The organism is Phyllobacterium ifriqiyense, assembly GCF_030817885.1.
Taxonomy (GTDB): domain Bacteria; phylum Pseudomonadota; class Alphaproteobacteria; order Rhizobiales; family Rhizobiaceae; genus Phyllobacterium; species Phyllobacterium ifriqiyense.
Window position 1 is genome coordinate 957,224 of record NZ_JAUSZT010000002.1, and the last position, 26,930, is coordinate 984,153.

General features: G+C 55.1%; 24 protein-coding genes and 2 pseudogenes. 20 read left to right on the plus strand and 6 right to left on the minus strand.

The genetic code is table 11. The annotated features are described in order from the left end of the window. The first annotated feature begins 25 nt into the window (after positions 1-25). The 3 genes and pseudogenes from QFZ34_RS06150 (at position 26) to QFZ34_RS06160 (ending at position 2,832) form a co-directional block, all read left to right on the plus strand. Positions 26-313 carry a hypothetical protein gene (locus QFZ34_RS06150; RefSeq protein WP_307278234.1) on the plus strand — a complete coding sequence of 96 codons (288 nt, stop codon included), beginning with the start codon at positions 26-28 and terminating at the stop codon, positions 311-313. Between the two features lie 1,165 nt (positions 314-1,478). Further along, positions 1,479-2,240 (plus strand): annotated as a pseudogene (locus QFZ34_RS06155) (GntR family transcriptional regulator); the annotation flags it as partial. Positions 2,241-2,283: 43 nt separating this feature from the next. Continuing rightward, the gene (locus QFZ34_RS06160; RefSeq protein ID WP_307279036.1) at positions 2,284-2,832 is read left to right on the plus strand and encodes an aminotransferase-like domain-containing protein; all 549 of its coding nucleotides are present in this window, start codon (positions 2,284-2,286) and stop codon (positions 2,830-2,832) included. A 58-nt stretch (positions 2,833-2,890) separates the two neighbouring features. Here QFZ34_RS06160 and QFZ34_RS06165 read toward each other — a convergent pair whose 3' ends face one another. Beyond that, entirely contained in the window at positions 2,891-5,074 is a 2,184-nt protein-coding gene (locus QFZ34_RS06165) for a TonB-dependent siderophore receptor (RefSeq protein WP_307278237.1), read from the minus strand. Between the two features lie 230 nt (positions 5,075-5,304). On the opposite strand from QFZ34_RS06165, the gene QFZ34_RS06170 reads away from it, so the two are divergent. From QFZ34_RS06170 to QFZ34_RS06185, 4 genes are read left to right on the plus strand one after another with little or no spacing between them, the layout of a single operon-like run. Next, positions 5,305-6,081 carry an ABC transporter ATP-binding protein gene (locus QFZ34_RS06170; RefSeq protein ID WP_307278240.1) on the plus strand — a complete coding sequence of 259 codons (777 nt, stop codon included), beginning with the start codon at positions 5,305-5,307 and terminating at the stop codon, positions 6,079-6,081. Between the two features lie 6 nt (positions 6,082-6,087). Continuing rightward, positions 6,088-7,071 carry a FecCD family ABC transporter permease gene (locus QFZ34_RS06175; protein WP_307278243.1) on the plus strand — a complete coding sequence of 328 codons (984 nt, stop codon included), beginning with the start codon at positions 6,088-6,090 and terminating at the stop codon, positions 7,069-7,071. After that, a complete protein-coding gene (locus tag QFZ34_RS06180; RefSeq protein ID WP_307278245.1) occupies positions 7,068-8,099 on the plus strand; it encodes a FecCD family ABC transporter permease in 1,032 nt (343 codons plus the stop codon). Before QFZ34_RS06175 ends, QFZ34_RS06180 begins: the two co-directional genes overlap by 4 nt. Further along, complete coding sequence (locus tag QFZ34_RS06185) at positions 8,096-9,049, plus strand: ABC transporter substrate-binding protein (protein WP_307278248.1); 954 nt, start codon at positions 8,096-8,098, stop codon at positions 9,047-9,049. Before QFZ34_RS06180 ends, QFZ34_RS06185 begins: the two co-directional genes overlap by 4 nt. 8 nt (positions 9,050-9,057) lie before the next feature. On the opposite strand, the gene QFZ34_RS06190 is transcribed toward QFZ34_RS06185, so the two are convergent. Next, positions 9,058-9,792, minus strand: coding sequence for a sucrase ferredoxin (locus QFZ34_RS06190; RefSeq protein ID WP_307278251.1), 735 nt, complete (start codon positions 9,790-9,792; stop codon positions 9,058-9,060). 437 nt (positions 9,793-10,229) lie between these two features. Between QFZ34_RS06190 and QFZ34_RS06195 the strand changes: the two genes are divergently transcribed. Further along, positions 10,230-10,535 carry an NIPSNAP family protein gene (locus QFZ34_RS06195; RefSeq protein WP_307279013.1) on the plus strand — a complete coding sequence of 102 codons (306 nt, stop codon included), beginning with the start codon at positions 10,230-10,232 and terminating at the stop codon, positions 10,533-10,535. Between the two features lie 293 nt (positions 10,536-10,828). On the opposite strand, the gene QFZ34_RS06200 is transcribed toward QFZ34_RS06195, so the two are convergent. The 4 genes from QFZ34_RS06200 to QFZ34_RS06215 all read right to left on the minus strand — a co-directional run bounded on the left by QFZ34_RS06200 (position 10,829) and on the right by QFZ34_RS06215 (position 13,409). Then, positions 10,829-11,338, minus strand: a complete 510-nt coding sequence (locus QFZ34_RS06200) for an Hsp20/alpha crystallin family protein (RefSeq protein ID WP_307278254.1) — start codon at positions 11,336-11,338, stop codon at positions 10,829-10,831. A gap of 98 nt (positions 11,339-11,436) precedes the next feature. Continuing rightward, positions 11,437-11,916: an Hsp20 family protein gene (locus QFZ34_RS06205; protein WP_307278257.1), complete on the minus strand. Its 480-nt coding sequence runs from the start codon at positions 11,914-11,916 to the stop codon at positions 11,437-11,439. 375 nt (positions 11,917-12,291) lie between these two features. After that, complete coding sequence (locus QFZ34_RS06210) at positions 12,292-12,588, minus strand: DUF982 domain-containing protein (RefSeq protein ID WP_307278260.1); 297 nt, start codon at positions 12,586-12,588, stop codon at positions 12,292-12,294. A gap of 203 nt (positions 12,589-12,791) precedes the next feature. Then, entirely contained in the window at positions 12,792-13,409 is a 618-nt protein-coding gene (locus QFZ34_RS06215) for a TetR/AcrR family transcriptional regulator (protein ID WP_307278263.1), read from the minus strand. An 88-nt stretch (positions 13,410-13,497) separates the two neighbouring features. Between QFZ34_RS06215 and QFZ34_RS06220 the strand changes: the two genes are divergently transcribed. The 12 genes and pseudogenes from QFZ34_RS06220 (at position 13,498) to QFZ34_RS06275 (ending at position 26,675) form a co-directional block, all read left to right on the plus strand. Continuing rightward, on the plus strand, positions 13,498-14,271 hold the full coding sequence (locus QFZ34_RS06220; RefSeq protein WP_307278265.1) for an SDR family oxidoreductase: 774 nt from the start codon (positions 13,498-13,500) through the stop codon (positions 14,269-14,271). Positions 14,272-14,406: 135 nt separating this feature from the next. After that, a pseudogene (locus QFZ34_RS06225) lies at positions 14,407-14,684 on the plus strand (transporter substrate-binding domain-containing protein); the annotation flags it as partial. 333 nt (positions 14,685-15,017) lie between these two features. After that, entirely contained in the window at positions 15,018-15,908 is an 891-nt protein-coding gene (locus QFZ34_RS06230; protein ID WP_307278268.1) for a LysR family transcriptional regulator, read from the plus strand. A 133-nt stretch (positions 15,909-16,041) separates the two neighbouring features. Next, positions 16,042-16,845 (plus strand): carbon-nitrogen hydrolase family protein, encoded by an 804-nt coding sequence (locus tag QFZ34_RS06235; RefSeq protein WP_307278270.1) that lies wholly within the window; start codon positions 16,042-16,044, stop codon positions 16,843-16,845. 11 nt (positions 16,846-16,856) lie between these two features. Further along, positions 16,857-17,528: an RraA family protein gene (locus tag QFZ34_RS06240; protein WP_307278273.1), complete on the plus strand. Its 672-nt coding sequence runs from the start codon at positions 16,857-16,859 to the stop codon at positions 17,526-17,528. A gap of 35 nt (positions 17,529-17,563) precedes the next feature. After that, positions 17,564-18,604: an ABC transporter substrate-binding protein gene (locus tag QFZ34_RS06245; protein WP_307278275.1), complete on the plus strand. Its 1,041-nt coding sequence runs from the start codon at positions 17,564-17,566 to the stop codon at positions 18,602-18,604. A 32-nt stretch (positions 18,605-18,636) separates the two neighbouring features. Continuing rightward, on the plus strand, positions 18,637-19,752 hold the full coding sequence (locus QFZ34_RS06250; protein WP_307278277.1) for an ABC transporter ATP-binding protein: 1,116 nt from the start codon (positions 18,637-18,639) through the stop codon (positions 19,750-19,752). Further along, positions 19,749-20,630: an ABC transporter permease gene (locus QFZ34_RS06255; protein WP_307278280.1), complete on the plus strand. Its 882-nt coding sequence runs from the start codon at positions 19,749-19,751 to the stop codon at positions 20,628-20,630. The genes QFZ34_RS06250 and QFZ34_RS06255 overlap by 4 nt, the downstream gene beginning before the upstream one ends. A 5-nt stretch (positions 20,631-20,635) precedes the next feature. Next, entirely contained in the window at positions 20,636-21,430 is a 795-nt protein-coding gene (locus QFZ34_RS06260) for an ABC transporter permease (RefSeq protein ID WP_307278284.1), read from the plus strand. A gap of 707 nt (positions 21,431-22,137) precedes the next feature. Further along, positions 22,138-23,196, plus strand: a complete 1,059-nt coding sequence (locus tag QFZ34_RS06265; protein WP_307278287.1) for a Fic family protein — start codon at positions 22,138-22,140, stop codon at positions 23,194-23,196. Between the two features lie 620 nt (positions 23,197-23,816). Further along, complete coding sequence (locus tag QFZ34_RS06270; protein ID WP_307278291.1) at positions 23,817-24,965, plus strand: epoxide hydrolase family protein; 1,149 nt, start codon at positions 23,817-23,819, stop codon at positions 24,963-24,965. 735 nt (positions 24,966-25,700) lie between these two features. Next, positions 25,701-26,675, plus strand: a complete 975-nt coding sequence (locus QFZ34_RS06275; protein WP_307278294.1) for an MBL fold metallo-hydrolase — start codon at positions 25,701-25,703, stop codon at positions 26,673-26,675. Positions 26,676-26,930: the final 255 nt, after the last annotated feature.

The following is a 26,930-nucleotide window of genomic DNA, read 5'->3' on the forward strand; positions in this document are numbered from 1 at the left end:
ATGAACCCGGCGAGCGGCACCTGCCATGAATGATATGATGTGCATCGAAACCATGCTGACGCGGGCGGAACTCCATGAACTGGTCTGGCAGTATCCGATCGGTGAGTTGGCCCGACAGTTTCAAGTTCCAGCCACGTCGCTGGCCAAAACCTGCGACTATTACTACATATCAAGACCACCTGCGGGCTATTGGCAGAAACTCGCGTTCGGGAAGATGTCGGAAAGAGAGGCTCTCGACAATCTCACGTTTGCGGCGGAGGAGAAGGTAACGATCTATAATAGCAAGGGAAACCTAGACAGCCGTGTGCCATGATAGACCTTCCCGTTGTCAAGTTGCTGGAACCGCTGAAATGCACCGAGTGCGGATACCTTCACGCTGTGGTGCCCCTTGAGGACTCAGACCGATCACCAGTTCATTGCCGGGAGTGTGGCGCCTTCCTGTGTTTCTGGGCTGACGCCCTGGCAATGGCGAAACTCGACATTGGGCGCAGTGCCATGCTGGAGGTATTAGCGACCCGCGACCCGATCGCTTGTCTCAATGCCGCTTTGGTGCAGCTTCTGGACAATGGGAAAATGTTGCCATCGGCAATAACCAAACTTTTGGACGAGCCAGGACAATAATCGCTTTGCGTTTGCCGCTTGTTTGATGGCATTTCGGGCGCGGTCGCCCGCGTGACGACTGCACGAACCACTCGATCACCTTCCAAAGGGCATGGTGCTTGCCGGTAATGCCCTCTGCCGCGTGTCGTCTGCTTACCAACATTAAGTGGACTTCATCGCCAAACTAAACGACAGCTTTGGGCATCAGGCGACCTTAATTGAAATGGCTCGATGAGGCGCAAAGAAGCCATCGCATCAGCACGCATGCTTAGATTTTCCAACCTTCAATATGCTTGGGCAGTTTGTAACCAAACGTTGTAGAACGCCGTCCGCCACATAGTATAATGCGGTCAGTGGATTGTCATTTCAATACAATAGCTTAATGGGTATTGTAGACATTTGTGCTACAATCGAAATCGGTGAAAATTAGCCTATTATCGGCATTTTCAAAGGAAGAGTTGCTGATAACTTCCCTGCTTGTACGCAGCAGTAATCCGTAGGTGGTGGCCGACGAAGCAGCGCTTCACGTCGTTATGGATGCGATTGCCCGATAGAGCTGTAACCGACGGAGGCGCGTCGATTATGGCATCAGAAACGATAAATAACGTCTGAAGCCTGGCCCACATCATTCAGTAGATGCTCCAATAGTTTTGTTATCCTTGAAGGAGGACTCTGGGCTTCGCGATAAGTCCGCAACTCTCAGTTGAACTTTGTTGGGAACGGCTTTGCCGGTTCGGGCCCTCCTGAATGAGGAGGTTGCGGTCGATGCCATTTTTAGCCTTTTCGGAGAATCTGCGTTCGATCAGGGCTACCTACTTTCTGTTGAAAAATCAGAAAACCGTCCTAAAGAGGGGCGCAAGGGTTCATAGGAAAAAATGATGCGTCTCAAATCACCTTGGAGTGCCCGACTTGCAGAGAGCGAAGGAAATCCTTCCCATCGTTTGCTGGAGGCGCTGTCCCAGGACATTTTATCTGGGCATCTGAAGGGGGGAGACAGACTTCCTCCGCATCGCGAACTGGCATGGACGCTTCGCCTCGGTGTCGGCACTGTAACCAAGGCGTATGCGGTTCTTGAGCGGCGCGGTCTTGCTCGAAGCATCAAGGGAAAAGGAACCTTCGTCGCCGAACTACAGTCCGAAATGGGACAGTTGATCGATCTGTCCGTCAACGCCATCCCGCCTATGCTCAGCGACCGTTTGCTCGCAAGAACATTGTCAACAGTCGCCCGTAAGATCGATGCCCAGCATGTTCATCTGAGACCTCCTCTGGCAGGCCATAATGCTCACCGCAGGATCCTCGGTCGATGGCTTGAAAGCCTTGGCGTCATTGCTGAACCGAACAGGATCATCCTGACGGGCAGCGGCCAGCAGGCTCTGTGGCTTGCGTTCGATACCTTGTGTGGGGGTAGGGGGCTGATTGTGACGGAGCGGCTGAGTTATTCAGGCGCAATCGCCCTCGCACGTCATAGGGGGCATCCGATCCAAGGTGTAGAGATCGACCCAGAAGGCATGGTTCCAGCGGATCTTGCGCGCGTGCTCGACAGACAAACCGGCGATCCACGCCGCAGACTAGTCTACGTCACCCCGACGCTCCACAATCCGACGACCGCATCGATGAGTTCGGTTCGCCGGCAGGAAATCATCGAGGTCTGCCGAAAGCGAGATGTCCCCATTGTAGAGGACGGTGCTCTATACGCTGGGTGTAACGCCCGAACGCCCGCCTCTGGTGGCGTTGGCGCCAGACAATGTCTTCCACGTGACAAGTCTTTCCAAGACGATGACATCAGGCCTTCGGTTGGGTGTGCTGGTCTTGCCTCCAAAATGGATCAGCCGCGCGGAAGAGGCTTTGCAAATTCTACCGCTGGCCGCGTCGCCACTCGATTATGCGCTGTTGGAAGAGTGGTTCTCCAGCGGGGTCGTGGATGCAACGCGCGTATCGCTTCAGACCGAAGCCGAACGCAGAGCAAATCTTGTCATCTCGCTCCTGCCTAACAGGAAAGTGGTGACTGACCCTACCGCATTTCATGCGTGGATGCCCATGCCGCACGCGCAGGCGGAAACCTTCGCTGCATCTGCTGAATTGATGGGTGTGCTCGTAACACGGCCGGATGCGGTACGAGCCAACCCTGAGGATGGCGACACCGGCATACGCCTGTGCCTTGGTAGCCCATCCCTCGACGAGCTTTCAAGAGGATTGTCAATTCTGGCGAAATTCCGAAGCGGCGCTTTATAGGCTCGCTTCGAAATTATGATCGACGTTGTTTGGACCGGTGCCTGGGCGTCACGATCGCTTACCAGCGGATCCGGGCAGAGGCCATGATCTCGCGGCCATCACCATATCGGCAGATGGCGAACTCGCAATAGGCGTAGTCCTTGCCGAACAAGTTCGTTGCGTTGAGCGACAAAGAAACGTTCTCGTCCACATCATAACGAACCAGTGCGTCAACCAGAGCATAGCCGGGGATGGGGCGATCGATCCCGGATGCCTTCGTCTCGCCTTTGTAGCGAATGCCGCCGCCAATGCTCAAACCTTCCATCCCCAATCGAGCGAAATCATAGGTCAGCCAAAGAGAGGCCTGATGATACGGCGTATCTTCACTGCGTCGTCCAATTTCGGAGGCAACTTCGCTGCGGGTAATTCTGGCGTCCGTATAGCTGTAGGAGGCCACCATCGTCAGGTCATCGGTAAGGTCGGCCTTCACTTCCAACTCCAGGCCGCGAGCACGCTGCTGGCCGATCTGGGTAAGATCGCCAGCAAGATTGCCCGATACGACATTATCTTGCGTCAGTTGATAGACGGCGGCGCTGAACAGCATGTCGGTGCCCGGCGGCTGGTAACGAATGCCTGCTTCGATCTGCTCGCCGGTCGTAGGGTCGAAGTTTGCATTGTTGGTATAATCGGCAACCGAGACGGGGAAGAAGGACTGGGCATAACTGACGTAGGGAGCGAGCCCGTTCTCCGCTTCGTAGACAAGACCCGCACGCCACGTTGTTTCCTGGGTGTCGCGGCTTACGGAGTCGCCGTTTCTGTGAGCCGTGAATTTCTGATCCGCCCAATCATGGCGCAACCCCAGCAGCACATTCCATCGCCCGTAAAAATTGATCTTGTCCTGAAAATAAACGCCATGTTGCGTGGTTTCAGTTTCGCCGCCACGGTTGCGAGCAGGAGAGCGATCAATCGTGAAGCCTGTTCCATACACTGGATCGTTCAAATTGATCGGAGCAACAGCAGCGCGGAAGTTATCTGAATCGTAGTTCGTGTCGTAAAAATCGTAACCCATGACAAGTGAATGGGACAGTGGGCCCGTCTCGACATCGAGCTCGATATTTGTGTCGTGGGTGAAGCCTCTGGCGCGGTCGTGCCGATCACTATACTGCCGGGCAAGCATACCGGTCGTAGCCGCGGTGTTGATTGCGGCCGCACCCGTTTGTGCCATCAGATACCGCCAATCCAAGTCTGTCTGATAGTAACGCGATTTCGACGAGAAGCGCAGGTCATTATCGAACCGGTGTTCGAATTCGTAGCCAAGTGCGCTCATGTCGCTGGCCATGCGGTCGTAACCCGGTTCTCCGATAAATTCATCCCGCCCGACGAAGGACGGACCGTTCCCGATTCCCTCAATCAGTTGATAGGGAATTGGCGCGGAAAAGCGCGTGCTGCTATGCTGATAGAAGCCCAGAACCGTCAGCGATGTGTCCTCGTCCGGGCTCCACTCAAGTGCCGGAGCAATGTAGAAGCGATCGTCATTGATCGCATCCACGTTGGTATCGCTATCGCGTCCCATCACTGTCAGACGATAGGATAGCGTATCGGTTATCGCGTCGCTGAAGTCAGCGGTCAGTTGCTTGCGGTTGTGGGAGCCACCTTCAAACCCGATTTCTCGAAGTGGCTCATCGGTTGGACGTTTGCTGACACCATTGATGAAGCCGCCGGGAGAAAGTTGCCCGTAAAGAACAGAGGACGCGCCGCGAACGACGTCCACGCGCTCTAGGCCAAAAGGCTCCTGCGTGCCGTCATATGAGTTGTTCTGAAGCCGCATTCCGTCGCGCAGCAAGCCGCCTGTTCCCGGCTCCACATCAAAGCCCCTGATGCGGAAACGATCCGCCACACGGGAGAATGTGCGCGGCTGGGCTGTAAAGCTTGGCGTATAAGAGAGTACATCAGCCAAGGTGCGCGCATCGCGATCCCTTATTTCGGTGGCGGACACGACCGACAGCGATTGGGGTGTCTGCAGTATGGGCGTGTCTGTTTTCGTGCCGCTGCTGCTTGTTTGCGCGACATAACCATCAATGGGCGCCGTGGAGCGCTCCTTGGCGTTCAAGACGATAGTCTCCAGGACTATAGAATCAGCCGTACCGTCCTGGGCAAAGACATCCTCTGCTGCCAAACCTGCCCAGGAAAGAACCGCAATGGACACCAATGCTGAAGAGCAGGAGAGAGCTCTGATGCTGAATGTTTCGAGATACCGACGCATTGAACCCTCAATATTTCAAGACGATGCTTGACCTTGTCGTGCAAACATGACAGTCGCACTCAGGTATGATGAGGGGTCACTATCATGGGATGCACTTTGGGAAAAATGCTAAAGTGTCTCAATACACTTTTGCCGTTGCGCGCGGTTTGCGATCCGGTGTTACAGGTGGCCAACAGAGTGTTAATTCATGTGCGTTGCTGGTTTTAACCTCGGCGAGCGGATAACCAATTATGATCTCGATCAGCGACCTACACGTATATCACGGTAGCGCCCATGCGCTTCGAGGCATCGATCTCGCGATTTCAGAGCAAAGGTTCACGGCCTTGATCGGGCCCAACGGATCAGGAAAATCGACGCTTCTGGGCGCCATGGCTGGAATAGTCCGTGCAGAAAGTGGAACTGTTGCTGTTCAAACACGCGACGTTTCCTCCTATTCGAGACGTGAATTTGCGCGTCTTGTTTCCTTTCTCCCGCAAAAGATGCACATACCGGCCGGGTTGAGCGTTCGCGAGCTGCTGGTGCAAGGGCGTTTTCCCTGGCGCAATTGGCTGGGCGGATGGTCGACGAGCGATGAGCAAGCTGTCCATCGCGCAGCTGAATTGTGCCAGATTGAAATCCTGCTCGACAGGCCGCTTTCAAGCCTTTCCGGCGGACAAGCACAAAGGGCATGGATCGCGATGACATTGGCACAGGACGCTGAGGTCATCCTTCTGGATGAGCCGACGACGTATCTTGATGTTGCAAATCAACTCGGTCTTCTGGACCTTTTATCCATCCTGCGCGATGCCGGCCGAACAGTGGTGGCGATCCTTCATGATCTCAATCAAGCGGCGCGTTACGCGGATGAACTCGTCATGATGCGTGATGGCCTGGTCGTGGCGCAGGGACAGACCCCGCGGATTTTCAACGACCGGAATATCGAGAAGGTGTTTGGCATCCGCTCAAAAATGTTGACGGACGCAGAGACCGGAGATGTATTTTGTATTCCATCTTCGCTTTCGAAGTAGGCCGATATGCCGTTCGCCAGACATGTCGGTCAATTTATCGTTGTTTTTGCTGTTCTCGCCATAGCGGCGATTGTGCATCTGGCGCTGGGCGCACGAGCGCTTGAATGGGAAGTTGTCTGGAACGCTTTGCTCTCTCCGGACAGGGCAGATCCTCTTCATAATATTGTCCTCGACCTGCGGTTGCCTCGTCTTTTCAGCGCACTGATCGTTGGGGCAGCTCTCGGCTTGGCGGGTGCCCTGATGCAGGGGCTAACGGAGAATCCCCTTGCGGACCCGGGCCTGCTTGGCATCAATAGCGGCGCGGCCTTCTTCGTGGTCGTTGGACTTTTAGTTCTACCAGGCAATACGCTGGCAATGGTTCCGTTCCTTGCCCTTGCAGGCTCAATCGTTGCCGCCTTCCTCGTTCTTCTCAATGCGGGCACGGAGCAAAATCAGGCTCGCCTTGTCCTGTCCGGCGTCGTCACAAGCGCACTTTTCAGCGCGCTAACATCCGCCATTCTGCTCCTTGATCAACAGGGGCTGGAGACGCTAAGGCGCTGGCTCGTCGGCTCTTTGGCTTTCGAAACCAGCGAGGCTAGATGGCAGACGCTACCTCTCCTGGCCGTCGCCGTCGCCATTACCGTCTGTAATGTTGCCGGTCTCAATCTGTATCGATTGGGTTCGCATACAGCCGCCTTGATGGGTTTGCGGGCTGGCCGCTTTCGCTTTTCAATCCTTTTGGCAATCGTCCTCTTGTCGGCCTCGACGGTGTCCATCGCCGGTCCTATTGGTTTTGTCGGCCTTGTTGCTCCTCATGTTGGTCGCCTGCTGTTTGGTGGAGACTACCGATCTCTCGTCATTTCTGCGCCCCTCACTGGTGCGCTGATGGTTGTAATTGGCGATGTGGTCGCGCGCGTCGCCGTCAGACCGCTCGAACTCAACACAGGTATTGTCACGGCACTGGTTGGGGCACCTGTATTCATCGCCCTCGTTTTGCGGAGGGTCAAATGACAGGCGTCTCCGTGAACGCAGACCAAAGGTCAAGAGATCGCCGGGCTCGTATGGTTCTTGGCCTTTTCCTGTTTTCGACACTGGTGGTCGCTTTCCTCTCAGTCACACTTGGCAGCTATCCCATGACGCCCGGAGACGTTTTGCGGGCAATAGTGACGCCGCAAAAGAATGATATCGTGCGAACCATCGTCTTCGACGTTCGCTTGCCTCGGATCCTGCTGGCCATTTTGTCGGGCGTGGCGATGGCGCTTTCCGGCGTTGTTCTTCAGGTACTGACCCGCAACGCGCTTGCAGCGCCCGGGTTGGTGGGAGTTGAAGCCGGAGCCGGTACGGCAGTTTTGTCGGCCATGATCGTCTGGCGTTCAGACGTCACCACCGAATTCTATCCTCTTGCGGCCTTCGTCGGCGGGGTCTTCGTCGCTTTGCTCATCGCTTCACTGTCCTGGAACAGGGGTGTCTCACCTTTACGGCTTGTACTTGTAGGGGTCGGCATTACGGCGATCTTGAGCGCTGTGGCCGATACGATGATAACTTACGGACGCATCGACCAGGTGGAGTCAGCGCTGCTTTGGTTGGCAGGAAGTTTACACAATGCAGGATGGGGCAACGTCCGCGGCCAGTTTTTGTGGCTCGTGCTTTCAGGGGTGCCCGTTCTGGCGCTCTACCGCCATTTTGACCTCTTCCAACTGGGTGATGCGGTCGCAAGCAGCCGCGGATTGGATACTGGTCGGTTTCAGCTTTTTGCCTTGTTGTTCAGCGTAATGTTGACAGCGTCCGCAGTTGCCAATGTCGGAACAATGAGTTTTATCGGGCTTCTTGCCCCGCACGCCGCGCGCCTTCTTGTCGGCGATCGGCACCGTTTTCTGCTCCCCCTGACCGCCGTCATGGGGGCATTGATCGTGCTTGTCGGCGATACGATCGGCCGCACGCTTTTTGCGCCGCTGCAAATTCCCGCTGGTCTCGTCGTGGCGGTTATTGGCGCGCCATATCTTCTTTTCCTTCTGTCGCGGAGAGGGCAGTCCCGATGAAAATACGAATAGTGTTTGTGGCTCTGCTATGTCTGCTTACAGGCGCTGCTGCTAGTTTGGCGGGGGAGACGAGACGATTTGCCAATCAGTTTGGCACAGCAGAGGTGCCGGTTGCGCCTCGCTGCGTCGTCTCGTTGCATGATTTCAGCCTGACCACCCAGCTTTTGGAATTGGGGATCACGCCATGTGGTTCGTCTGGCCGCAAGAGGCTGTTTGACGAGACGATCTTTCGCGGCGCCTCCCAACGTTACGACACGTCGGCAATCCGCTATGTCGGCACCCATCAGGCACCGGATATCGAAACCATTGCAGCCCTGAAACCGGACCTCATCGTTGGCCTGTCATATCACAAAGGATTACGCGGCAAGCTTTCATCCATTGCGCCAGTGGTTTTGCTGCCGGTGCGCGAAAAAGGCATTATGGTCTATGCGGAGCAATTGGCGGATCTCGTTGGTAAGAGCGCGCGCTATCTGGAACTACAAAAGGAATATCGCAGCCTCGCCGGTGAGTTTGCCAAGCGTGTAGACGATCCGGACACCATCACCGTAACCCCCATGGAAATCTACCGCGACGGTTTCAGGATCATCGGTCGCGGCGGAATGGAACAGGTCATCGCCGATTTCGGCCTCGGCCACGTACCTGCATTCAACAACAGCTCTCGCGACATTCCCTATAGTCTCGAGCGGCTAAGTGATTTTGACAGCGATGTCATCATTGACACCTATGAAGAGATGCTTGGAGAAGAAGCGGAAACAAAAGCGTTTCGTTCCACCGCACAATGGCAGAACCTTTTCGCTGTTCGTAACCGCCAATTCCTTTATTTCAACCGCAGCCGCTATGGCGAGACGATGAACGGGCTGATCGGGTCCGCGACCCTGCTTCTGTCCCACATCGGCGAAAGAAAAATCCTGAAGCAAATCGACGGAAACACATCACCTCAGCATAACTGATCAATTGGTCAGTCTAGGGGTTCGACAGAAACAACACGCCAGCGATCCGCCGTTTCGCCGGAGCCGGCTTTAATTGTGCTGCAGCGAGTATTGACCTCATAACGCAATTGCTCCAACCGAATGCGCACGCTCAGCGACGATACCGTTGCCATAAAAAGAGCCTCTCCTGTTGCGCGCGCAGGCACAGCATTCTCGTACAACCCGACATCCGCGGCAATACCTTGAAGAGCAGCGAAAGACAGTGCAGCATGTTCAGCTACCTGCGCTGCCGGATCAAGCGTCGGATTGCCACGATAGGCGGGTAGGAACGGGACACCCCTGGAAATGCTCTCAAGAAAATCAGGGACATTTCTCGGCTCAAGTCGGCCATAGCGCTGCCGCAAAGGCAGAACCAGAAGCGATGCCGCAAAACGGCAGCCGCCAAGATGCGTTGATTGCAACACGCGGAATCTCCTGGGATCGGCAAGTTCCTTCAGTGCCTTCCATGTTGCAAAGCCATATCGCGCGCAGCACGGATCCTGTTTGCTGTCTGTACAGCAAAGGATGGCAAGGCGGTCGTCAATCTCACCGTCGAACGTGCCCCCGGCTGCAATGTTGAGAAGCTGGCTTGCCGATGTCTCTGGTGTGGCAAACCGTTGGGATCTACCATCGTACGAAAAGCTAATCTCATCTCCGTCAACGAGAGCAACGTGAATGCCGGCCGCGTTTGCGATGGTGATTGCCTCTGAGAGGATTTCCGGCATTTCGCTAGAGCTGGTTCTGGGAACTCGCCAGTGGCGGCGAGGCCAATGTAAAAGCGCGTAGCGCTGGGCAGCAACTCCGGACCCGGGCAAAGGCTCCCCGCGGTCGTTGCAAATGTCTCGGCAGAATTGATGAGAGGTCATGATCCGAAGAACTTAGGAGATAATTGCTCGTACCGACAAGGCCAAAAGGCCCCGAAATACCAACGAACTTGTGATCGGGGATCGGCGTTATGGCTGCGGGAGGGAGTCGCCTCCGATTTCCGTGGTCGATTTTATGGGTATCCCGGTCAATTCCAAGGCGGATTGTGTCATGCGGAATGGATCGACTGGTTCAGGAGCCGGCGCCTTGATTTCCAGCTTGCACTTGACGGAGAACGGGACCAGAAGCGGGCAGGCAGCGCATGCAACAGCAAATACGGTATCGAAGGAGTTTTTTATTGATTACCTGCTACATCAGATACGTCATTGACCCCCACAAGCTTTCCGAGTTCGAGCAATATGCGCGGCTCTGGATCCCGATCGTCAACAGGATGGGCGGGACGCATCATGGGTACTTTCTACCAAGCGAGGGCGCCAACACTATCGCCTTGGCTCTGTTCAGCTTCCCAAGTCTTGCGGCCTACGAGGATTATCGGATCAGGATGGCTACTGACCCCGAGTGCATCGCTGCCTATGAATTGGACAAGCGCAATCGTAGCATCATCAGCTACGAGAGGTCCTTTATGCGTCCGCTGTGGGTCTAGAGGACAACGGCCGCCAACATTTGAGGTGCACCAACCTGACCTTCGCTTCTTGATTGAGCAGCTTGGACTGGAGCGCGACGGCTTGAAATGCGAGCAACGGCGTCCTCGGGAAATACAGACCGGCCTACAGACAGAGCTTTCCGCCGGTTATCATTCGAGGAACGGATATCGGAAGCCCACATCGCGGTTGAAGTGTGAAATGTCTCTCTAACAATCTCCATCCTCTTATATCCTTACCTGTTGGCGAAGGATGCCGGCGGCCGCCACCAGGCCGGCCGCTGGCGATTTGGTTGTTAGCTGTTGATCGCGATGCGCTTGACCTGCGTCTGCGCCCGTTCGCTCTTGGTCAGTGTCAGGGTCAAAACACCGTTCCTGAAGCTCGCATCGACCTTGTCTTCCTCGACCTCGATCCCAAGCGGGATGCGGCGTTCGAAGCGGCCGTAATAGCGCTCGGAGAATTGCTTCTCCTTGTCTTCCGTCTCGGAGCGTTTCTCGCCCTTCAGCGTCAGCACGCCATCATTGAGCAGTACCTCGATGTCATTTTTATCGAGACCAGGAATCTCAGCAGTCACCTTGATTTCCTTGTCGCTCTCCGAGACCTCAACGCTCGGCCAGCCGGCACCGAACGCGGAGCCGTTGCCGAAGGACGGCAGGCCTGAACCGAAGTCGCGGAAGACGTCATCAAACAAGCGGTTCACCTCGCGATGAAGCGACAGAAATGGATCGCGGTCATCATTGCGCAGAAGGCTCGGAACCCGGTTGCCATTGTTGCGGCTCCAGGGAATCAGATCACGTACACTCATGGTTTTCTCCTTTTCGTTCTATCGATGAACAATCGTTCCTGTCAGCGCCGGGACGATGCCCGGCGCCGTTCGCTTATGCAGGGATGGGTTATTCTGACCTAAGCAGCCTGCAGTTCGGCTTCGATCTGCTTTGTCTCGGCCCCAGGCAGCGCCGGTCCGGCAGCAATCTCGATCCGACGCGGCTTCATCGCTTCAGGGATTTCGCGCTTGAGATCGATGGTCAGCAGGCCGTTGACCAGGCTAGCGCCCACGACCTTAACGTGATCGGCAAGCTCGAAGCGACGCTTGAAGGTTCGCCCGGCGATGCCGCGATGCAGATACCGGCTGTCATCCTCGCTCGCCTTCTGTCCCGACACCACGAGCATGTTCTGCTCTTGGGCGATATCGAGTTCGTCCTGCGAGAAGCTGGCCACCGCCATGGTGATGCGGTAATCGTCCTCGCCGGTCTTGACGATGTCGTAGGGGGGCCAGTTGTCGATCGTTTCGACGCGGCTTGCGGCATCGAGGGCATTCAACATTCGGTCGAAGCCGATGCTCGACCGGAACAGGGGAGAAAAGTCGAAAGTAGTGGTTCTCATAGCCACATCCTCCATTGAAGCAATATGGGTACAAGGTTTAAATTCCGCCGACGATGTCCTCATCGCTCGACGGGCCGGTCCCGACGGGGCGCCCGGCAGCATCAATTTAGTTTTGGTCATCTGGCTGTTCAAGAGGTTGCCGGCCGGCAATACGAGATTTTTTCGGCCAGCGCATACCTATAGAAAACTAGCAACACGCTTGAAAACGAGACGAGCGATGTATGGCTGAATTGCGCGCGGCTAAGCGATGTCCATTGGAGCTTGCGACAGGGAGAGGATTGTTCAGTCAAATTTAAAAACGGTTATCAAATGAAAAACCGAACGCCGGTTCGGCGCGAAAAAGTGTGTGACCAAGCACATCTGGAGCAGTCATGGCTACCTGCCCGATGCGTTCTGCTCATTGGGCTGCCGTAGATGCAAGGGTATATCTTTGACGTTGGCAAGCTTGCCGTGCCTCTTGAGAAAGCGGCGGAAATTATCTGCGACAGCTTGAGCCGGGAGTTGGCCACTCGCTGCCTTCCGGCAAGCGTCTACCATCACCTCGTAAACAAGGTCGCGCCTGTCTTGCGGCCATTCTTTGAGGAAATCAAAAACGTCATCGAGCCCGGTGATCTCCTCAATGTAGTGCTTGCGCTGAACGTAGAGCGGCTGCTCGAAAGTTTCGAACGCCATCGTTTCCCTCCTTTCGTATCAATGAGCGCGGGTGATTTAGGAATAGCAAATTCGGGCATCAAGAGGTCGATTTAACGCCTTGGACCTGGCCTTGAGTGTCGGCGGTTCAGGCCCTTTAAGGCGCCCGTGTGCGAACCATCGATAAAGTCCCGCGACGCTTGCGGCTGTACGAACACCGTCATGGTCTTTCGGCCAAACTCCTATTAGGTGCCACGCTTTCCGGGCCAGGCCGTGAGTGCGAGATCGATCAGCCGCTTCAGCCGCGCATTGCAAGCACCATCGCAGGCCTGCGCGGACATCCCCTGGATAACCGCACCATAGAAGCGGGCGAGCGTATCGGTATCGGTTTGTGACGGCAGTTCACCTTCGTCGACGGCACGGTCAAAGCGGGCTTTGAGAGTCTGGATCGACGTCTCGCGCAATGCCGCCGTCATCTTCGCGACTGACGCATTCTCTTCCGCATATTGCAGGACGGCGGTCGAGACCATACAACCCCGCGGCTTGTCCGGCTGGGTGTCACCGTCTGCGATATCGTATAGGTAGCGGCCAAGGGCTTGGTAAACCGGGAGGTTGGATTGCAGAATTGCCAACCGGCGACTGTTTTCACGGGCAATGCTGAAGTCGAGAGCCTGACGGTACAATTCCTCCTTTGATCCGAACATCGAATAGAGAGTTGGCGGATTGATCCCCATAGCTTTCGTGAGGTCGGCGGTCGAGGTTCCTTCGTAACCACGCTCCCAGAACAAGCGTGCCGCTATGTCGAGCCCGATGTCGCGATCGAGCACGCGCGGTCTGCCTCGTTTGCGAATTGGATCCGTCATTAAAATAGTGATCCCTATTAAATAGTTGACAGAAGGTTTCCCGCTCTTACTATAGGGATCACTATTTAATTTAGCAACGGAGTGATCCATGTCCCAAAGACTAGCAAACAAGATAGCTCTAATTACCGGAAGTTCGCGTGGTATCGGCCGCGCGGCTGCCTTGGCCTTTGCGAAGGAGGGTGCGGCGCTGATTGGCGTGCACTACACCGCCAATGCAGATGCTGCCAATGCCACCGTACGCGACATCGAGGCGCTTGGTGTCAAGGCCGTCGGTGTGAGGGCCGATCTCAGACAGGGCAAAGACGCGGCCGACAGCCTCTGGGCGCAGTTCAGCGAAGCTGCGCGAACCGCGACGGGCTCGTTCGCTCTCGATATCCTGGTGAACAATGCTGGCATTGCGCCCGCACTGGCGTTGAAGCAGACGAGCGAAGCTGCTTTCGACGAGGTGATGACGATCAACTACAAGGCGCCGTTCTTCCTGATTCAGGCAGTGGCCGACTACATTCGTGACAACGGCCGCATCATCAATATCTCCACCGGGTTTACGCGGATCGCGACGCCGACCCATCCCGCCTATGCGGCCTCCAAGGGGGCGCTTGAGACATTGACACTGGCGCTGGCACCTGAATTTGCAGCTCGCGGGATTACGGTCAATGCCGTCCTGCCGGGTGTAACCGAGACGGATATGAATGCCGAGTGGCTGGCATCGCCGGATGCGCGCGCCGGCGCTGAAGCCCTCTCGGTCTTCTCACGTGTCGGAAAGGCGGAGGACGTCGCCGACGTCATCGCCTTCCTCGCATCGAACGATGCGCGTTGGATAACGGGCCAGATGATCGATGCGACGGGCGGCGCCCGTATCTGATCGATCCCGATGCCACGCTTGCAGTTATTCGAACCGCGGCAGAGGCTGCTTCCTTGACGGGGTGCCGGTGAAGGTCCAGTACCGATCAGTTCACCACAGGAATCGCGCTTTTTCAGCGCGATCTCGCCTTCACTCGACGCTACTCTAGTAACCGCTGCAGTCAGCGGCCAGGCTGAAATGGTTGCGACGTCGGCGACAATTGTTGTCAGCTTGTCAAGCGCAATCCGACTCTCGATTTCAAACCCAAATTCGTGATCCGCACTTTCGATCTCGCTATCGGTGTTCGCAAAGGTGAACCGGAACTGCTCGGCAAGCTAAACGAATGGATAGAAGCGAATTTGAAGAACGGTAAGCTAAATGAGATATACGCGAAGTTCCATGGGACTTCGCTTCCAGAGAAGATCTTGAAGTGATGAATGTAGGTGGGTGCGATTAGCACCCGCCTATGGCCTCCGCACCGCCGATACAAGGTGCATACATGCCTATTGCAAAAACCTTGCTGTTCAACGATCGTATGAAGACAAAACACGATAGTTGTCAAATGGATACGCTGATCTGGAGGGCAGGTCCCTCAATGACAACCACGGCAGGATCTTAAGAGAAAGCGCTGCCTTAACAGGCAACGTTTTTCGCCTTGGGAACAGTATTGTTGGCTATCCAGTGTGATCTTGGATTTTCCGCCAACATCGAGCATTAAGCATTGGCATCAATATTGTTTTGCAGGAAGATGGCGGAAAGGGACCCATATGAACCTGCGTTTTGTTGAAACATTTCTCTGGATCGTGCGCTTGGGAAGTTTCAGCGCTGCGGCTGAAAAACTGAACACAACACAGGCTTCGATTTCCAACCGCATAGCTACACTCGAGCGCGAGCTCGGTGTTCAGCTGTTTGATCGCGATATGCGCACGGTCAAATTAACGCCAGTCGGACAGCAGGCTGTTTCGAAAGCCGAGGACATCGTAAAGGCTGTCAGCGAGTTTCGCGAAGCCATTGCCGATCCCACAAGTCTCAAAGGTTCAGTCAGCATCGGAACTATCGATTCAATCGTGCATTCGTTTTTGCCGCGTCTCGTAGAGCGTGTCCAAGAGCGCTATCCGGGAATCGCCATCGATCTTAATGTCGACACCAGCCTTAACATGGCGCGAGAAATTATTGAGCGGAAAATCGATTTGGCTTTGATCATGGGCCCCGCGCTTGATCATGGATTGATCAATATCGATCTTGGCACGTATCGTTGCGTGTGGGTAGCAAGCCCGAAATACCGCTTGGCGGGGAAAAAACTTACGCTTGCGGACCTTGCAAGTTATCCATTGCTGGCCTTTTCAAAAGGAAGCGTTCCTCATCATGGGCTGTTGCAGCAGTTTCGCGAAGCTGGGCTTGAGGCACCGGCGATCTCGAATTCCAACTCGCTTGCGACCATCATGCGCCTTGCCAAAGATGGTCTTGGCGTCGCGCCTCTGCCGCGCGTGATCCTGGGCGAGTATGTTGGCGCAGGTGCATTGGAGATTCTTGACGTCACACCGGCTTTTCATCCGCTTACCTTCCATGCGGTCTACGCCGATCATCCGGACAGTCTTCTACCGTCGATCATTGCCCAGATGGCAGCTGAAGTATCGCTCTGCCTGGCGGACGCTTAAGCGCATACACATGCGACACAAGCGGCAAGCGGCGGACGCATAAGAAAATTCTATAGGACTGCTCAATTATTTCGAGTTTGTCTCACCGCAACATTTTGCGCACGATCCATTCATTGAAAATGGAGGAATGAGCGTGAAAGTCAGTCTAGTGCAAATGAACTCGCAGGACAGTAAGGCTGCAAATCTTGAAACAGCCGCACGTTTGATCAATGAAGCCGTTGCGAATGAGGCACCTGATCTCATCGTATTGCCCGAATATTACGCATTCCTTGGTGAGGGCCGGGACAATATCTATGCCAATGGTGAGACGTTTCCGGATGGCGACGGCTACCGGCTGATGTCGGGCCTGGCAGCAAAGCACAGTGTGACGATTCATGCTGGCAGCATCGTCGAACAGGATGGCAACAAATATTACAACACGACGATCGTTTTTGGCCCCGACGGTAAGGAACTGGCAAAATACCGCAAGATTCACTTGTTCGATGTGGATACGCCAGGCGGCACGATCTACCGTGAGTCAGATACGATCAGCCGCGGCGAAGAGGTCGTCACCTACCAAGTAGGAGACACAAAGGTCGGTTGCGCCATTTGCTACGATGTGCGCTTTCCTGAACTGTTCCGCAAACTGCGCGACGAGGGTGCCGAAGTCATCGTTCTTCCCGCAGCCTTCACGCTGATGACCGGCAAGGACCATTGGGAGGTGCTTGCCCGCGCCCGCGCAATCGAAACGCAGACCTATTTCCTGGCGGTTGGGCAGACACTCTCCCACGCCGAGGGGCGCAAATGGTGCTGGGGCCACTCCATGGTCATCGACCCGTGGGGCCATGTCGTGGCGCAATGCTCAGATGGAGTTGGAACAACCAGTTCCAAACTGAACCTCGGCCACGTTACCAAGGTGCGCGGTGATGTACCCGTTGCTCGCCACCACGTTCTTTGAGAGGTCAGACCATGTTTGAAGTCAATGAAATGCCGCGCCAGATCGATGCTGATTTGATCAAGCTCATGGAACGGGTCGAGACAGCAACGATTGGGCACTTCCTGCATTCAGGGTTCGTCGATCGAGAGATTCGCGCGGTTCTGCCGGAAAAACGTGTTGCCGGAACCGCTGTCACCATCCGGATTCCGCATGCGGATTCGACTATCCTGCACTACCTGACCAAGATTGTCCGTCCTGGCGATTTCGTTGCAATCGAACGGTGTGGTGATGATCGCCATGCCTGCTGGGGCGGCGTTGTTACACATGCGATGAAACTGGCTGGCGTTGTCGGCGCGGTAATTGATGGTCCGGCCACGGATTTTTCCGAGATACGCAAGGTGGAAATGCCAATGTGGTGTCGTGGACCGTCACCGATAACGACCAAAATTCTGGGCTTGGAAGGAGCGATTAACGTCCCGGTTACGGTTGGCGGTCAAGTTATCAAGCCGGGCGATGCGATCATTGCCGACGAAAGTGGCGTTGTGATCCTGGCACCATCCGAGGCGCGGGCTGCCGCTGAGAAGGCGCTCGGCATGCAGGAAAACGAAATCGAATTGCTCGAACGCCTGCGCAATGGCGAATTCCTTCCCGACATTTCGGGAGCAACGAAAATCGTGGAGGGTCAGAAGCGTCAGGTCGCTTGATCGATAACAATCAACTCAAAAAAACAGGGAACGAGATGATGTTTGCAAGACTTTCAATGGCTGTTTCAGCACTCACAATCGCTGCGATATCCAGTGCCTCTGCCGAGACAGTGACACTGACGGCCTATAGCGGGATATTTCAGGAACATTATACCAAGGCCGTTATCGAGCCTTTCATGAAGAAATATCCCGATATCACCGTGCAGTTTTACGGCATGCCAAATTCGGCTCAGATGCTTGGCACTTTGCGCGCACAAAAGAGCAGTCCGCAGATCGACGTGGCCATTCTTGATGTGAGTGTGGCCAAGGCTGGCGCGGACGAGGGCATTTTTGACAAGATTGACGAAAGCGTCTCGCCGAACGTCAAGGACCTTTATCCTAATGCACGTGTGGAGGGTGTGGCCGGGGTCGGCGTTACCTTCGACAACCTTGTCCTGATCTACAACACGGATCAGGTGAAGGAGGTGCCCAAGTCTTGGAACGCGCTTTGGGACAAGCAGTATGAAGGCAAGCTGATCATCCCCTCAGTCCCGGATATTCAGGGAACGACTTTCACCATCATTTCGAACAAGCTCGCCGGTGGCACTGATTACAAGACAGACCTTACAGCAGGCATTGCCAAAATCGGCGAGCTTGCTCCCGGTGTTCAGACATGGGAACCTAAGCCAGATGTCTATGCGCCTATTGCCAATGGACAAGCAGCCTTGGGCATTGGCTGGAATGCCCGTGCGCAAATTTATTCACAGACGTCTGGCGGAAAGCTGGGTGTCTCATTGCCCGATGAGGGCAGTGGGTTTCAGATCAACACGATCAATCTCGTAAAAAATGCTCCGGCCGGAGACGCGGCGAAAAGATTTATCGATTACGCGCTCAGCCCCGAAGCACAGGCAGCGTTTACCAGCGAAATGTTTTATGCGCCGACAAACTCCAAGACAGTCGTTGCCAAGGAAGCCATCGAGCGCACAGCCGCAGACGATATGGACAGGATGATTGATATCGATTGGCTGGCCATAGCGAAAATTCGAGATAACATCACCGAGCAATGGCGCCGCCGTATCATCCCGCTCAGCCGCTAATCCCTGTCAGCGACGAAAATTTGGAGGCTAGAATGATGCATCAAACCATCAAAGGCAGCGGCGTTGAAACTGTCAGAGACCCTTATCTTTGTCTCGAAGGCGTCAACAAGAAGTATGGCTTGGTTGAAGTCATTTCCAATCTGAACCTTGAGGTTCGGAAGGGCGAGCTCATTGCCTTGCTCGGCCCATCCGGTTGTGGCAAGACGACGACGCTACGCATGATTGCTGGTCTTATCTCACCGACCGCTGGCAAGATCGCGGTCGATGGTCGCGACCTAACCCATATCGCCCCGCATGGCCGCGATATGGGACTGGTCTTTCAAAGCTATGCGCTGTTTCCACACATGACGGTGGCCAAAAACGTGGCCTTCGGCCTGGAAATGCGTGGCCTGTCGCGCGCGGAAATCAATATAAAAGTTGCCAGGGCACTTGCCATGGTCCAACTCGAACATCTTGCCGAACGAAAGCCTCGGGAACTCTCGGGCGGCCAGCAACAGCGTGTCGCATTGGCTCGCGCTCTCGTCATCGAACCATCGATACTCCTACTTGACGAACCGCTTTCAAATCTCGATGCGAAACTGCGCGATGAGATGCGGACGCAAATCCGGGATATTCAGCAGCAACTCGGCATCACGACCGTTTTCGTGACACATGATCAAGTAGAAGCCTTGAGCATGTGTGATCGCATCGTTGTTATGAAGGGCGGGCTTATCGAGCAGGTTGGAACGCCACATGAAATTTATGAACGTCCCGCCACACCGTTCGTGGCTTCCTTTGTCGGCCGGACAAATCGTATCAAAGGCAAGCGGAACGCTGATGACGGCATACGAATTGGATCATCGACAATCCGGTCCGCTAATTCTGCGGAGCAAGGCGACGTGATGGTGATGGTGCGTCCGCATCGCATTCATATTGATTGGGATTTGGCTGGGGCAGAACAACAGACCGAAACAGCAAACCGGATGGCTGCACCGCTCTCGAGAGTCACTTTCGTTGGTGACGTCATCCAGTATCATTTTGATGTTGATGGTTCAGATTTCATTGTTGAGCAGTCGACTATGAAGTCTCAGGCAAACCATCGTCCGGGCGTGAAGGCAGTGCTATCCTGGAATATTGAGGACACGCTCGTCTTCGGAGTAGATCAATGACGGCAGTAACTTTTGACCTGCCTGTCAGCGTGCAGAAGTCGTCCAGCACGGCCAGCATAGCTGTCGGCTTGCTATTGCCGATCGCATTGGTGAACGCCATCGGCTTCATTCTCCCCGTGCTCAATCTGGCAAGAATGTCTTTCAACGAAGCCCTGCCGGGTGGTGGTATCGCGGAGACGTTTACCGTCGGCAACTGGACGGGATTGCTCCAGGATAGCTTCTATATCGAGTTGATCACCAATTCGATCATGGTCAGTTTGGCAATTACCCTCGCAACCCTGTTGGTGAGCTATCCCATTGCCCTATATCTTCATCGTGCGTCGGGTGCTTGGCGCACATTCTTGACGGTGCTCGTCATTTCGCCGCTTCTGACTTCGGCGGTGGTGCGGACCTATGGCTGGATCGCGCTCCTTGCCGAACAAGGTCCCGTTGCCAATGTGATTGCAGCGATGGGGTTTCAGCCGCCACGGATGATGTTCAACACCACCGGTGTCGTCATTGGACTGACCGAGATCCTCATGCCCTATATGATCTTGTCGCTAATGGCCGGATTCGGTCGGCTTGACCCCAAGGTAGAGGAGGCGGCCCGAACACTTGGCGCGACACCTTTCAGGACGTTCTGGCGCGTTATCCTGCCTCTCACTCTGCCAGGCATCGCTCTTGGCTGCCTTCTTTGCTTTGTCCTTGCCATTTCCTCCTTCATTACGCCGAAGCTTATGGGTGGCGGACGGGTGTTTTTGCTGGCGACGGAAATTTACGATCAGGCAATCGTAACGTTGAATTGGCCGCTGGCTGCGACGCTGTCGATGCTGGTGCTCATCATTTTTGGAGCGGCATTGGCTGTTTATTCGCGCATCCTGCGTGTGATCGAAGGATAACGATAATGGAAGAAAATCCAACCTCCTGGTTTATGCGTGTGACCGTGACCATCCTGTTTCTTTTTCTGCTGGCGCCGGTCCTGCTTGTATTTCCGATTTCCTTCAGCGGCGATCAGGTTCTCGCCTTTCCGCCAAGCTCGTGGTCATTGCGGTGGTATGAAGCCCTCCTTGGACACACCGTCATGATGTCGGCGTTCCTGACCAGTCTTGGACTTGCGGCCGTCGTTACCAGCCTCTCGTTGATTGTTGCGATTCCTGCTTCCTATGCGATCGTTCGGTTGAAGGTCACGGGATCGGAATTCCTGTTCAACCTGTTCACCGCGCCATTGCTGTTGCCGACAATCGTTCTCGGGCTAGCCATACTGATAATTTTCGCTTCTATGGGTCTCCTGGCGACGTTCACAGGCCTTGTTGTCGGCCATCTGGTGATCACGCTTCCCTATGCGTTGCGGGTGCTGTCCGTATCGCTCGGCAATCTCAACCTTTCATGCGAAGAGGCGGCTTCATCACTCGGAGCCAAACCTCTAGCCGTTTTCAGAAAGGTTACCTTGCCGATGATGGCGCCGGGCATCGTCGCCGCAACCGCGCTCTGTTTCCTCGTTTCGTTTGATGAAGTGGTCATCACGCTGTTCTTGACAGGCCCGAGAATGACCACGCTGCCAGTTGAACTGTTCCATCATGTCGAGAGTCAGGCTGATCCGCTGGTAGCGAGTGTTTCGGTTCTTCTGATCCTGATGACGTTGGCAGTAGTTATGATCGTAGACCGGACAATGGGTCTGACGAAAGCCTTTATGAAATAGTGGGTCCAAACGTCTGACTTGGCAAACTGTTGCAGCCCACACTCCTGCATGCCGTGCCTCTTGTTCTTCTGTCGCACGGAACCGGCGCTACGGCAGACCATTGGAAGGGGCTGGGCCATCGGTTGGCGCGTAAAGGTTCGTTGCTCTGAACCACCGCCCTAAGCGACAAAGCACTCAGTGGATGTTCATTTCAATACAAGCCTTTAATGGGTATTGTAGCCATCAGCGCTACAATCGAAAGTACCGGAAATTCGCTTATTATCGGCATTTTCAAAGGAAGGTTTCCTGACAACTTCCCTGATTGTAAGCATCATTAATCTGTACGTCGTGCGTTCGTCTCCACCGAAAGCGGGCAGGCATGTGTCGAGCGTAATTTTGGGGAAGCGCAGTTTCGGCATGGTAGCCAACTTTAAGCAGCCTTCACGCCGGCCTCGTAGAGGAAACCCAATTAAGCACCAGTGTGACACCGGCAAACAAGGTTGACAACGCCCTCGGTCAAGCTGGATGCCCGAGCTTCCCGGCTCCGATCTCTCTGAGGTCAAAGCGGAGATGGCACCAACTGATCTGGGCCGGCTCCAACGCAATTGAGGTCGTCACCGGCGGGGCCTATTCTCTTTCTGATCAGAATTGCAAAAATGCCTTTATTGGATGGGAATGGATGGATTAATGGATGCTGCCGTGCCATATCTGTTTTTGGATGGAAACGGATGGGTTATTGGATGCCAGCGCACGATCTCTCGAAATTGCGGATCACCCCCGAGGTTCTCTCGCTGATCGCCCAGATTGACGAATTCAAGGGAGCGTGGCGTGCCTTGGGTCGCATCGCTCCTGACCGTCTCTCCAGTTTGCGGCGGGTCGCCACGATCGAGAGCATCGGTTCGTCAACCCGTATCGAAGGCGCAAGACTGACCGACCGGGAAGTCGAAAGACTCCTTTCGAACCTGCGCATTAGTTCATTTACAAGCCGCGATGAGCAGGAGGTTGCAGGCTATGCGGAGGTGATGGAGACCATCTTTTCGGCCTTCGACACAATCCCGCTTGATGAAAATCACATCCGCCAGCTCCATCGAGACCTTCTGGCTCACTCGACCAAGGATGAGCGTCATCGGGGCAGCTGGAAGGCACTCTCCAACAATGTGGAGGCTTTCGATGAAGACGGTCGGAGCCTGGGCATCGTTTTTGAAACCTTCGAAACACCCGGCCGAATGGCCGATCTCGTAGCCTGGCATCAGGCTCAGGAGAAGGACGGTATTTTTCATCCTCTTCTCGTCATCGCGGTTTTCATCGTTGTTTTTCTGGAAATCCACCCATTTCAGGATGGCAATGGTCGCCTTTCACGGGCCCTGACCACGTTGCTGCTCCTGCGGGCTGGCTATGCTTATGTGCCCTACAGCTCTCTCGAAAGCGTCATCGAGCAGAACAAGGAGGCCTACTACCTGGCCCTGCGCCGTACGCAGGGGACGATCCGCACCGATCAGCAGGATTGGAACCCCTGGGTTGAGTTCTTCCTGAGAAGTCTGCAGAAACAGAAACAACGGCTGGAGCGCAAGATCGAGCGCGAACGCATCCTGCTGGGCGACTTGCCGGAGCTTTCCGTTGCGATCCTCGAACTTGCACGTGAGCGTGGTCGTGTGACCGTGTTGGAGGCGGCCAATGCCACGGGGGCAAGCCGGAATACAGTGAAGGATCATCTGCGGGCGTTGACCGAGCAGGGAAGCCTGACCCTGCATGGCGCTGGTCGAGGTACCTGGTACGGCCTGAGCTAAACGGCAGAGCGACCGGCGGAAGGCCGCTAAACTATATTGTGCAGACGGTAAATGCGTCACGAGGATGGGAGAAAAACTCCCAGATGGAGAACCGCGCGATCGTTATCGACATGTATTCGCCACAGATTGTCATCCGGGCCGGGGAAAAGCGGCGGAGACTCGAATGAAGAAGCTTCCCGCCGCTTGTCGCCAATCTTCTGGAATTCGCCGATGATGCTCATCCCGTCAGTTCGTAGGCAATGCGACTTCGGATCAATTTCAGCTATTTAGTACCAAGACGCTGCTGGTCAATGGTTCGCATACGTCAAGGCGAGCACCCAAGTAGCGAAACTGAGAAACCAAATGCTGGACTCCGTCCCTGCTAGCAAGCTTACCGCCAATGGACTAGAAGGACATATGTCAGAACGGGACGATCATACCATCCGGAGGCGACGGTTGCCCCAGGTTGCCTAGTAATCACGCGGCCAAGGTGTTCAATAGCGTTAGAGACGGCGCTAAGGCCGCAAGGCCTCAGGCTGGCCTTGATTGCACCAGTCAAGCTCCTGTGCTGGAAAGGGCCGATGCTCCGTCAAGATGGATATGGCTGTTCAAGCGTTCGCGGACGATTCGAGGAATAAGATATGATCATTCGTCCATTCACGATCGCGGTTCCCGCCGAAGCTCTTCTGGATCTAAAGCATCGTTTGTCCATGGCCCGCTGGCCTAAAGCACTTGACGACGCTTCCTGGGAGGACGGAGCAAGTCTCGCCTTTCTCCGCAAGCTGATGGATCACTGGCAGAACTGCTTCAACTGGCGCGCCGAAGAAGCGCGGCTTAACCAACTGCCGCAATTCGTAGGATCGGTCGATGGCACCGATATCCATTTTATCCACCAAAAGGGCGTTGGGCCGGCGCCTTTGCCGCTGATCCTCACTCATGGCTGGCCGGGTTCCTTCACCGAGTTCGAACGCATCCTGCCGCTCCTGACAAATCCCGGTGCCCATGGTAACGATCCGGCGGATGCTTTCGATGTGGTGGTTCCCTCGCTTCCCGGCTATGGATTCTCGTCCGCGCCTGCAGAGTCGGGCGTTGGATCACGCGACATCGCCGGTCTTTGGCATGAACTGATGACATCGCTCGGATACGAACGGTTTGGTGCGCAAGGCGGCGACATCGGCTCAGGCGTGTCCACGTGGTTGGCGCGGCTGTTTCCGGACAAGGTTCTTGGCGTTCATCTTAATTACGTGTCGGCAGGGTTCCGTCCCACTCTGGCTCCCGGTGAAGAGCCGACGGAAGAAGAACGGGCCTACCAGATGAGAGCTGCATCATGGGCCGCGACCGAGGAGGCATATTCGGCGATGCATTCCACCAAGCCGCAGACTTTGGCTTTCGCGCTTTCGGATTCACCCGTGGGACTGGCAGCCTGGATTTCAGAAAAGTTTCGGGCGTGGACGGATTGCGACGGTGATCTTGAAGGCATTCTCTCGCTGGATACAATTTTGACCGATATCTCGATCTACTGGTTCACCGGCAACATCAATGCCTCGCTCCGACTTTACAAAGAGAACCGCCTCGACCCTCTCATCTTTGCCCCAAATGAGCGACTGACGCCGCCTTTGGGGATCGCGCATTTCCCCAAGGAACTGCCTATCCCGCCGCGGTCGTGGGTCGAGCGGGTCGCCAATGTCACACGATGGACTGAAATGCCGAGGGGCGGCCATTTCGCCGCGCTTGAGCAGCCGGATTTGTTGGCAAATGAGATCAGGGAGTTTTTCCGGCCGCTCCGCTGAGATTGAGGTGGACGACGCGGCTGCGTTTCGCGATAGAACCGGATGATGCGGCCAGATTGTGGGCAGCACCCCGCCGTCGAGCCTGAGATTAGCACCTGTTATGTAGCGCCCGTGGTCTGGCGAGAAACGAAATGGTGTCAGCGATCTCTTCCAGAGTTCCCACATAGCCAACTGCCACCCAAGCAAACATCTGCAAAAGCGCTTGCTCAATCTGTTCCCGTGGTTCATCTCTGGCATTCCGTTGCTCGGTTGCGACGTCGCGCATCAAATTCCTTCAAAGCGGCCAAACTCTGGACAATGCCATCGCTGTGATCGGGCCAATGAGGTCGTGGCTGTGCAGGTCGGCCACGGACCGGACGTGGCCACGTTGATTGAAATGGTCTTATGCGGTGTGAATCGCGCAATGATTGACTACGACAGAATGCCAGGTCGCAACAGTTGCCGTTAAGCTGACGAAAACCGCGTGTGTCGACCATTCCTCGGTAAATCGCTGCCTGTTGTGATCGAAAGAGCTGACACAGCCTACAATGATGATTGCGCATGGTACCATACGCGATGCGCATTGGCCTGTTACAAATCGAATATGTATTGCTATCTATACGTTTGATTGAGGGCAAGTTTCTGCTTAATCGTATAGTCCGAGCCGCATTATTTGAGTATTGGTGGAGTTGCCGAACCTTCGCCTCAAGCTATTTGACACCCCAATTATTCTTGCTCGGAAACCTTGGAGACGCCATGCACACCCGCCGTTCACTCCTGATCAATTGCGCTAAGATTGCCCTCGCTGCCGGGACGTCAACTGCGGTTCCCGCAGCTGTCTTCGCCAAAGCGCCTATGGTAGGCAAGCAAGCGGCTGGCTTCTACCGGGTCAAACTCGGCTCCTACGAAATCACCGCACTCTCTGACGGCACAGCGAAACTACCAATGTCGAAGATCTATAAAAACATTGGCGAGGAAGAGGCGGAAACATATCTGGTCGACAGATATCAGGCAGGCGCGGCGGAAGTTTCGGTCAACGCCTTCCTTGTCAATACCGGAGAACGGCTTGTCCTAATAGATGCCGGCACTGGAAATTTATTGGGCCCGTCATTGGGTAGGCTTGTCTCTAATATCGAGGCCTCTGGATACAAGGCGTCCGATATCGACGACGTGATACTGACCCACATCCATGCCGACCACTCCGGTGGGCTTATTGCCAATGGAAGCCGCGTGTACGAGAACGCGGTTCTGCATGTCAACCGGCGAGAGGAGCTGTTCTGGCTGAAAGCCGACGCCGAGAGTAAAGTCGATAAGGTTCTCGGCCCACAGATTACTCAAGCCGAACAATGCGTCGGTCCGTACGCGGATGCTGGCAGGTTAAAAACTTTCGATGACAATGCTGCGCCTGTTCCTGGTTTCGGCTCGGTCCTGCTCTCCGGTCACACGCCAGGGCACAGCGGCATCATTGTTGAAAGCCAGGGCGAGAAAATAGTCTTTTGGGGCGATGTCGCACATGGCGATGTTCTCCAGTATGATCATCCGGAGGTAACGGTGGACTTTGACGTTGATCAGAAAGCCGCTGCGGCTACGCGTGCTGTCGCGTTCGCAGAAGCCGCTGATCAGCGATATCTGGTTGCCGGCGCTCATCACGCGTTTCCCGGAATTGGTCATGTCCGTCGTGACGATAGCAACTATGAGTGGGTGCCGATCGTGTACCGGGCCTCTTACTAGGCCTTGTTGCCCGGTCGCCGAGATCTCGCACTCCGGGGGCTTGGCGACAGACGGCTGGTTTCGCACGATGTAGGGAAGACAGTATGTCCTAACGAGCGCGATCTCTCAGTGAGAGGTCGCCTGTCGCTTAATAGCGCGGCTACAATATAGGGATCGCGGGGCTGTTTTGGCATTACCCTCAAGGGTAATAAATTGACGCCAGTCGCCGTGAATATAATCTTTTAGCGCGTGAGCGGAATGTAATCACATCCTGGC

What these genes read in the sequence shown, in the direction of transcription:
- QFZ34_RS06170 (WP_307278240.1), top strand. Translation starts at nt 5,305, where the DNA reads ATGATCTCGATCAGCGACCTACACGTATATCACGGTAGCGCCCATGCG.
- QFZ34_RS06190 (WP_307278251.1), bottom strand. Translation starts at nt 9,792, where the DNA reads ATGCCGGAAATCCTCTCAGAGGCAATCACCATCGCAAACGCGGCCGGC.
- QFZ34_RS06215 (WP_307278263.1), bottom strand. Translation starts at nt 13,409, where the DNA reads ATGACGGATCCAATTCGCAAACGAGGCAGACCGCGCGTGCTCGATCGC.
- QFZ34_RS06185 (WP_307278248.1), top strand. Translation starts at nt 8,096, where the DNA reads ATGAAAATACGAATAGTGTTTGTGGCTCTGCTATGTCTGCTTACAGGC.
- QFZ34_RS06230 (WP_307278268.1), top strand. Translation starts at nt 15,018, where the DNA reads ATGAACCTGCGTTTTGTTGAAACATTTCTCTGGATCGTGCGCTTGGGA.
- QFZ34_RS06240 (WP_307278273.1), top strand. Translation starts at nt 16,857, where the DNA reads ATGTTTGAAGTCAATGAAATGCCGCGCCAGATCGATGCTGATTTGATC.
- QFZ34_RS06165 (WP_307278237.1), bottom strand. Translation starts at nt 5,074, where the DNA reads ATGCGTCGGTATCTCGAAACATTCAGCATCAGAGCTCTCTCCTGCTCT.
- QFZ34_RS06270 (WP_307278291.1), top strand. Translation starts at nt 23,817, where the DNA reads ATGATCATTCGTCCATTCACGATCGCGGTTCCCGCCGAAGCTCTTCTG.
- QFZ34_RS06245 (WP_307278275.1), top strand. Translation starts at nt 17,564, where the DNA reads ATGATGTTTGCAAGACTTTCAATGGCTGTTTCAGCACTCACAATCGCT.
- QFZ34_RS06150 (WP_307278234.1), top strand. Translation starts at nt 26, where the DNA reads ATGAATGATATGATGTGCATCGAAACCATGCTGACGCGGGCGGAACTC.
- QFZ34_RS06180 (WP_307278245.1), top strand. Translation starts at nt 7,068, where the DNA reads ATGACAGGCGTCTCCGTGAACGCAGACCAAAGGTCAAGAGATCGCCGG.
- QFZ34_RS06175 (WP_307278243.1), top strand. Translation starts at nt 6,088, where the DNA reads ATGCCGTTCGCCAGACATGTCGGTCAATTTATCGTTGTTTTTGCTGTT.
- QFZ34_RS06260 (WP_307278284.1), top strand. Translation starts at nt 20,636, where the DNA reads ATGGAAGAAAATCCAACCTCCTGGTTTATGCGTGTGACCGTGACCATC.
- QFZ34_RS06210 (WP_307278260.1), bottom strand. Translation starts at nt 12,588, where the DNA reads ATGGCGTTCGAAACTTTCGAGCAGCCGCTCTACGTTCAGCGCAAGCAC.
- QFZ34_RS06205 (WP_307278257.1), bottom strand. Translation starts at nt 11,916, where the DNA reads ATGAGAACCACTACTTTCGACTTTTCTCCCCTGTTCCGGTCGAGCATC.
- QFZ34_RS06255 (WP_307278280.1), top strand. Translation starts at nt 19,749, where the DNA reads ATGACGGCAGTAACTTTTGACCTGCCTGTCAGCGTGCAGAAGTCGTCC.
- QFZ34_RS06265 (WP_307278287.1), top strand. Translation starts at nt 22,138, where the DNA reads ATGGGTTATTGGATGCCAGCGCACGATCTCTCGAAATTGCGGATCACC.
- QFZ34_RS06275 (WP_307278294.1), top strand. Translation starts at nt 25,701, where the DNA reads ATGCACACCCGCCGTTCACTCCTGATCAATTGCGCTAAGATTGCCCTC.
- QFZ34_RS06200 (WP_307278254.1), bottom strand. Translation starts at nt 11,338, where the DNA reads ATGAGTGTACGTGATCTGATTCCCTGGAGCCGCAACAATGGCAACCGG.
- QFZ34_RS06250 (WP_307278277.1), top strand. Translation starts at nt 18,637, where the DNA reads ATGATGCATCAAACCATCAAAGGCAGCGGCGTTGAAACTGTCAGAGAC.
- QFZ34_RS06220 (WP_307278265.1), top strand. Translation starts at nt 13,498, where the DNA reads ATGTCCCAAAGACTAGCAAACAAGATAGCTCTAATTACCGGAAGTTCG.